The sequence below is a fragment of the Bradyrhizobium sp. MI1.10 genome, assembly GCF_055811035.1.
The window spans coordinates 19,955-25,250 of the sequence record NZ_JBVVPN010000071.1 but is presented as its reverse complement, the minus strand read 5'-3'; the positions used below and the strand labels follow the sequence as shown (position 1 = coordinate 25,250).

The following is a 5,296-nucleotide window of genomic DNA, read 5'->3' as shown; positions in this document are numbered from 1 at the left end:
ACCAGCCGGAAGATGTTATCCAGGATCTTGGCGTTGTTCGGCTCCTGCTCGAACTTCACCAGCTGATTGTCCACGGTATCCAGGCTCTCACTGGTTTCCGTCAAAAACTCCCGCAACAGATCATCCATGAAAACAGGCCTTCATACAGGGAGGGCGCGCACACAAGACGTGATGCGCCAATTCGGAATGGGGCCAGCTTCACCGCAAAGCGTTTAATATTGGTTGAGTATGTGGAAAAGAACGGAATCAACAAAGAGATAAGGCGCTCCGGACAAGCCGAAGCGCCTTGTAAAGATTCGATTAACGTTTGAGAGCGGCTTCGTGTCTACGACGCGATGATGGTGATGGCCTCGCCTTCGTGCGCGAGCCTCACGGTCAGCCCGCAAGCCTCTGCCAACAGCCGCGTATAATAAGGCTGGATCGCGTGCGCATCCGCGGCCGGGCCGCGCTCGCCGCTCAGGAGCTCGGAGATGTTCTGCGGCAGGCGCGCATTATGTCCGATCGCGGTGATGCGGAAGCTCATCGTCTCGCCCTCGCCGATCGGATCGATCGTCAGCGTGCCGCCGCGCGGGATCGTGTGCTGCGAAACGACCAGCATGTTGAGCAGCAGCTTGACGCGATTCTTCGGCAGCAAGATCCGCGGCAGATTCCAGGTAATCGAGCACTTGCCGTCCTCGATGTGGCCGCGCGCCATGGTCTGGGCATCGCCGAGATCGATCTGCGCGCCGGACGAGCCGGCCGCACCAAAGGCGAGGCGGCAGAACTGGAGGCGGGCGGAGGCGGTTTTCGCGCTCTTGCGTATCAAGTCGAGTGCGAACTCGCGGTCGTCGGGCTTGGGATCGTCGTCGAGCACTTCGAGCCCATTGACGATGGCGCCGACAGGGCTGATGAGATCGTGGCAGACCCGCGAGCACAGCAGCGCAGCGAGTTCGAGCGCATCTGGAGCGGCGACGGTAGCGGGTGACGAAGCGTCAGACATAAAGGGTTCCTGGAATTGCACGGCGCGGACGCGGCGAATCAAGCATGCTTGACGAATGCCGCAGGTTCTAACATTCGCAAGCCCGTGGCAGCTAGCTTGCGATCGGTTCGAAGCGGCCCTAATGCCGCGGCGAATCACTCGCGTAGGGATGGAATTACCGATGAATGAGGCATGCAGGTGAAGCGGATCATCGACGGCGCGGCCGCCTCCCACCTGATGGAGCCGCTCACCGCGCTGGTGGTGAAGGCGGGCGCAGCCATCCTCGCGGTCAACCGCACCGCGATGCGGGTCGACGGCAAGCAGGACGGCTCGCCGGTGACCGAGGCCGACCTTGCCGCCGACCGCATCATCGCGGACGGGCTGGCGCAGCTTGCGGGCGACATCCCGACGCTCTCGGAAGAGCAGACCCAGCTCGCCTCGCCGCCGTTCCGCGACAGCTTCTTCCTGATCGACCCGCTCGACGGCACCAAGGAGTTCGTGGCCGGGCGCGACGAGTTCACCGTCAACCTTGCCCTCGTGACATCGGGCGTGCCGCTGCTGGGTATCGTCAGCGCCCCGGCACTCGGGCTGCTCTGGCGCGGCATCGTCGGCCGCGGCGCCGAGCGGGTCAGGTTTGACGGCGCGACCATCTGCGCTGCCGAGCCGATCCATACCCGCAAGCTGCCGCCCCTGGGCGAGCCCTGGATCGCGGCGGTGAGCCGCTCGCATGGCGATCCCAGAACCGAGGCGTTCATCGATCACCGGCCCAATGCCGTCAGAAAGACGGTCGGCTCGGCCGTGAAATTCGGCCGGATCGCGGAAGGCAGTGCCGACATCTATCCCCGCTTCGGGCCCACTTGCGAATGGGACGTCGGGGCCGGCTACGCTGTCGTGACCGCGGCCGGCGGCAGCGTGACCGACGGCAAGGGCGGCGCGCTCCGCTTCGGCGAGCGGCACGATGCCGGCTTCATCATCCCGGAGTTCATCGCCTGGGGTGACCCGCAGGCGGCAAGACTCTGACGTCGTGAAGGGGCCTACTGGCTGAGCTTGTCCTCGAGGGCCGGCCAGCGCTTGCCCACCTCGTAGAGGAAGCGCTCGGGATTGGCGGCGAAGGCGTCGCGATTGGCTTCCCGGCTGAACAGATAGAGCCGCTGCGCCGCGATCCCGAAGAAACGGGGGTTACCGGCGATGGTGACGCCCCGGGCGATATCGACCGGATCGTAGCCGCCGAACTGCGGCCCGTAGACCTCGGGATGGGCGAGGAAAGAGGCCCGGTTGCCCTCGTTCCGAAAGCGCCAGACCGCGCCCCACAGGTTCGCCTCGAACTCGGCCGTCCCCTGCACGGCCGCGCCATCGACGAAATAGGCCACGGGGTCGAAGCCCTCGATCGCCACGCCGCTGAAGCGGTTGACGACGATCCGCTCGGTGGTGGCCGCCTGTGCCGGCAACCCCATGCAGAGGATCCAAATGCCCGACAGCATGCAGACCAGAAGGCCGATCAAGGCAATTCCGGGGCGCAAAGGGCTGGCTTCCTGCCGTTCTGCCGTCATAGTTGCTGCGGATAACATCCGAGTCGAGGGGACATCCGGCGCAACCTAGAGCCGTGCCTGTTGGCGTCAGGTTAAGGAAGCGACCGGATTCGATACCAGGGGTTCTTTTATGACTTTCGCATCACGCCTTGCCGCAGTCGCGCTTGCCGCGATGGTCGGGTGGATCATTCCGGCTTCCGCCCAGCAGCCGCCGCCGCCCGATTTGCCGCCGCCGCAGCGGACCCAGACGCCCAGCACCTATGGGCCGGACGAACTTGTGAACGCCGGCCACCGCTTCTTCGGCAACGTCTCGCGCGGCCTCGCCTCGATCATCGAGAAGGCGGTCAGCCAATGGGGCCTGCCCAACGGCTATATCCTCGGTGAGGAAGGATCCGGCGCTTTCGTCGCCGGCCTGCGCTACGGCGAAGGCACGCTCTACACCAAGAACGCCGGCGACCTCAGGGTCTACTGGCAGGGTCCCTCGCTCGGCTTCGACTGGGGCGGCGACGGCGCGCGCACCATGACGCTGGTCTATAATCTGCCCGCCACCAACGCGATCTACCAGCGCTTCGCCGGCCTCGACGGCTCGGCCTACATCATCGGCGGCTTCGGCATGACGGCGCTCACCGCCAACAACATCGTGCTGGTGCCGATCCGCTCGGGCCTCGGCCTGCGGCTGGGAGCCAATATCGGCTATTTGAAATTCACCCCGCGCGCGACCTGGAACCCGTTCTAGCGTTCCGCTTTCCCCTCCGGCGACGGATCAAGGTTAACAACATGTCGGGGCTGGCTTTTTGCCGGCCCCGCATGCAATGTCCTTGGTAAATTTTTCCTTAGCTTTGGGAGTTCTGGCCCATGGTCGAACCGATCATGTACCTGGCGATCGGTTTCCTGCTCTCGATGCTGTGCGGGCTTGCGATCGTGCCGCTGGTGCATAACCGCGCCGTGCGCCTGACCACGCGCCGGCTCGAGGCCGCCACGCCGTTGTCGATGGCCGAGATCCAGGCCGACAAGGACCAGCTCCGCGCCGAGTTCGCCATGTCGGCGCGACGGCTGGAGATGAGCGTCGACCAGCTCAAGAACAAGACCACGAGCCAGCTCGCCGAGCTCGGCAAGAAGAGCGACGCCATCAACCGCATGAAGATCGAGCTCGGCGAGAAGAACGCCACGATCTTCGCGCTGGAGGCGCGCGAGAAGGCGGTGAAGGAGCAGCTCCGCGCCACCGAAGAGGAATTCAACACCAAGACCGCAGCCCTGCGTGCCGCCGAGCTCGCGCTGACCGACAAGCAGGGCGAGCTCGCAAAGATCAATTCCGAACTGTCCGACCGCTCGATGATGGCGGAGAGCCGTCAGGTCGAGCTGGTTGTGGTCCGTGCGCAGATCGAGGAGCTGAAGAACCGCGTCGGCGACGCCGAAAAGGAATTTGCCGCGACGCAGGCGCGGCTGGCGCAGGAGCGCACCGAATCCGAGACCGCCTCGCGCGAGCTCGGCGACGCCCGCGGCCGGGTCGAGAATCTGAGCCAGCGCGTCACCGATCTCGATCGTCAGCTCATCGTGCAGGTGAAGGAGGCCGAGATGCTGTCGGGCCGCGTCGGCGACCTCGAGGGACGCCTCGCCACGCAGGGCAAGCTGCTCGCCGAGCGCGACTATGAGAACAACCAGCTCCGCCAGGCCAACGAGGGCAACGAGCGCACCATCAAGGAGCTGCGCGTCGAGATCGCGGCCTTGAGCGGCGGTAAATCGTCGGCCGCGATGGAATCGATCCGCGCGGAAAAGACCGCGCTGGAGGAGCAGCTCCGCACCGCCCGCGACGAGCGCGCCAAGCTCCAGCGCGACATCAACGCGATCCAGCAACAGGCCGAGAGCTCCTGGGCGACCGAGCGGATGGAGAACGCGCTGCTGCGCGAACGCATCAACGACATCGCCGCCGAGGTGGCCAAGCTCGCGATGCAGCTCGAAGGACCGAACTCGCCAATCGAGGCCCTGCTCGCGGCGGAGGCCGGCCAGCCGCCGAGGCCGGCGCCGCGCCCGGCCAATGACGCCCCGACCAACGGCACGGCCGCAGGCACCCTGCCCGAAGGCGGCGGAACACTGGCCGAACGCATCCGCGCGCTCCAGGCCCACGCCTCCCGCGCCCGCCAGCAGGGCGCGTAAGCCGCCCCAATACAGTCTGACCGCTGAATTGCGGGTCCGGGGAGAAGGTTTTCCGGTCCGGCAGCGCCTCGAAACTTGACACCTTCGGCCCGCACTTCTAAATCGCGGGCTCCAAAGCGTCGGCGGCCGAAACTCGGGTCGCCTGCATGATGGTTTCGGGTGCATAGCTCAGCGGGAGAGCGTTCCCTTCACACGGGAGAGGTCCAAGGTTCGATCCCTTGTGCGCCCACCATCCACCTTCCTGAACCCTGCTGATTGTGGACCTATCGTCGACACACAGTGGCGTGTCGGGACCGTCTCAATCACAAAATGTCGAAAACAACCCCATGCACAGTAGCCGGCATCAGTCGGATCAATGGGTTACAACCATGCTATTTTTCCGAAATCGGATTTGACTCGTCGGGCAAAACACCGGCATGATGGCATCGTCGCGGTGGCCTGAGCGGGAGTATTGGGCCATCGCCCTTGGGGCACTAGCTCTTTGTTTTGCGCATGATCTCCCCTCGTCATTGCGAGCGTAGCGAAGCAATCCAGAGTCTTTCCGCGGAGACAGACTGGATTTGGTATGGGGGCGCGCCAATACCGGGGCAAGGGGGGGACCCCCCCCGCCGGCCCCCCCCCCCCCACCACCGGGAAACCCCCCCCCCCCCCCCCC

At 65.2% G+C, this 5,296-nt stretch carries 5 protein-coding genes and 1 tRNA gene; 4 read left to right on the top strand and 2 right to left on the bottom strand.

Features of this window, described 5'->3' with window-relative positions; translation table 11 throughout:
- Nucleotides 1-325: 325 nt before the first annotated feature.
- A complete protein-coding gene (gene chpT, locus AC0L3K_RS37885) occupies nucleotides 326-979 on the bottom strand; it encodes a histidine phosphotransferase ChpT (protein WP_473367984.1) in 654 nt (217 codons plus the stop codon).
- 171 nt (nucleotides 980-1,150) lie between these two features.
- Here chpT and AC0L3K_RS37880 point away from each other — a divergent pair, with 171 nt between their 5' ends.
- Nucleotides 1,151-1,978 (top strand): 3'(2'),5'-bisphosphate nucleotidase CysQ family protein, encoded by an 828-nt coding sequence (locus AC0L3K_RS37880; RefSeq protein ID WP_473367983.1) that lies wholly within the window; start codon nucleotides 1,151-1,153, stop codon nucleotides 1,976-1,978.
- 14 nt (nucleotides 1,979-1,992) lie between these two features.
- Here the strand turns inward: AC0L3K_RS37880 and AC0L3K_RS37875 are convergent, their stop codons facing one another.
- Nucleotides 1,993-2,478, bottom strand: a complete 486-nt coding sequence (locus AC0L3K_RS37875; protein ID WP_007600526.1) for a YHS domain-containing (seleno)protein — start codon at nucleotides 2,476-2,478, stop codon at nucleotides 1,993-1,995.
- A 139-nt stretch (nucleotides 2,479-2,617) separates the two neighbouring features.
- On the opposite strand from AC0L3K_RS37875, the gene AC0L3K_RS37870 reads away from it, so the two are divergent.
- From AC0L3K_RS37870 to AC0L3K_RS37860, 3 genes are all read left to right on the top strand, one after another.
- A complete protein-coding gene (locus AC0L3K_RS37870; protein WP_027565201.1) occupies nucleotides 2,618-3,223 on the top strand; it encodes a DUF1134 domain-containing protein in 606 nt (201 codons plus the stop codon).
- A 119-nt stretch (nucleotides 3,224-3,342) separates the two neighbouring features.
- Complete coding sequence (locus tag AC0L3K_RS37865) at nucleotides 3,343-4,641, top strand: coiled-coil domain-containing protein (protein ID WP_007600524.1); 1,299 nt, start codon at nucleotides 3,343-3,345, stop codon at nucleotides 4,639-4,641.
- Between the two features lie 157 nt (nucleotides 4,642-4,798).
- A tRNA-Val gene (locus tag AC0L3K_RS37860) sits at nucleotides 4,799-4,873 on the top strand.
- The last annotated feature ends 423 nt before the right edge of the window (nucleotides 4,874-5,296 follow it).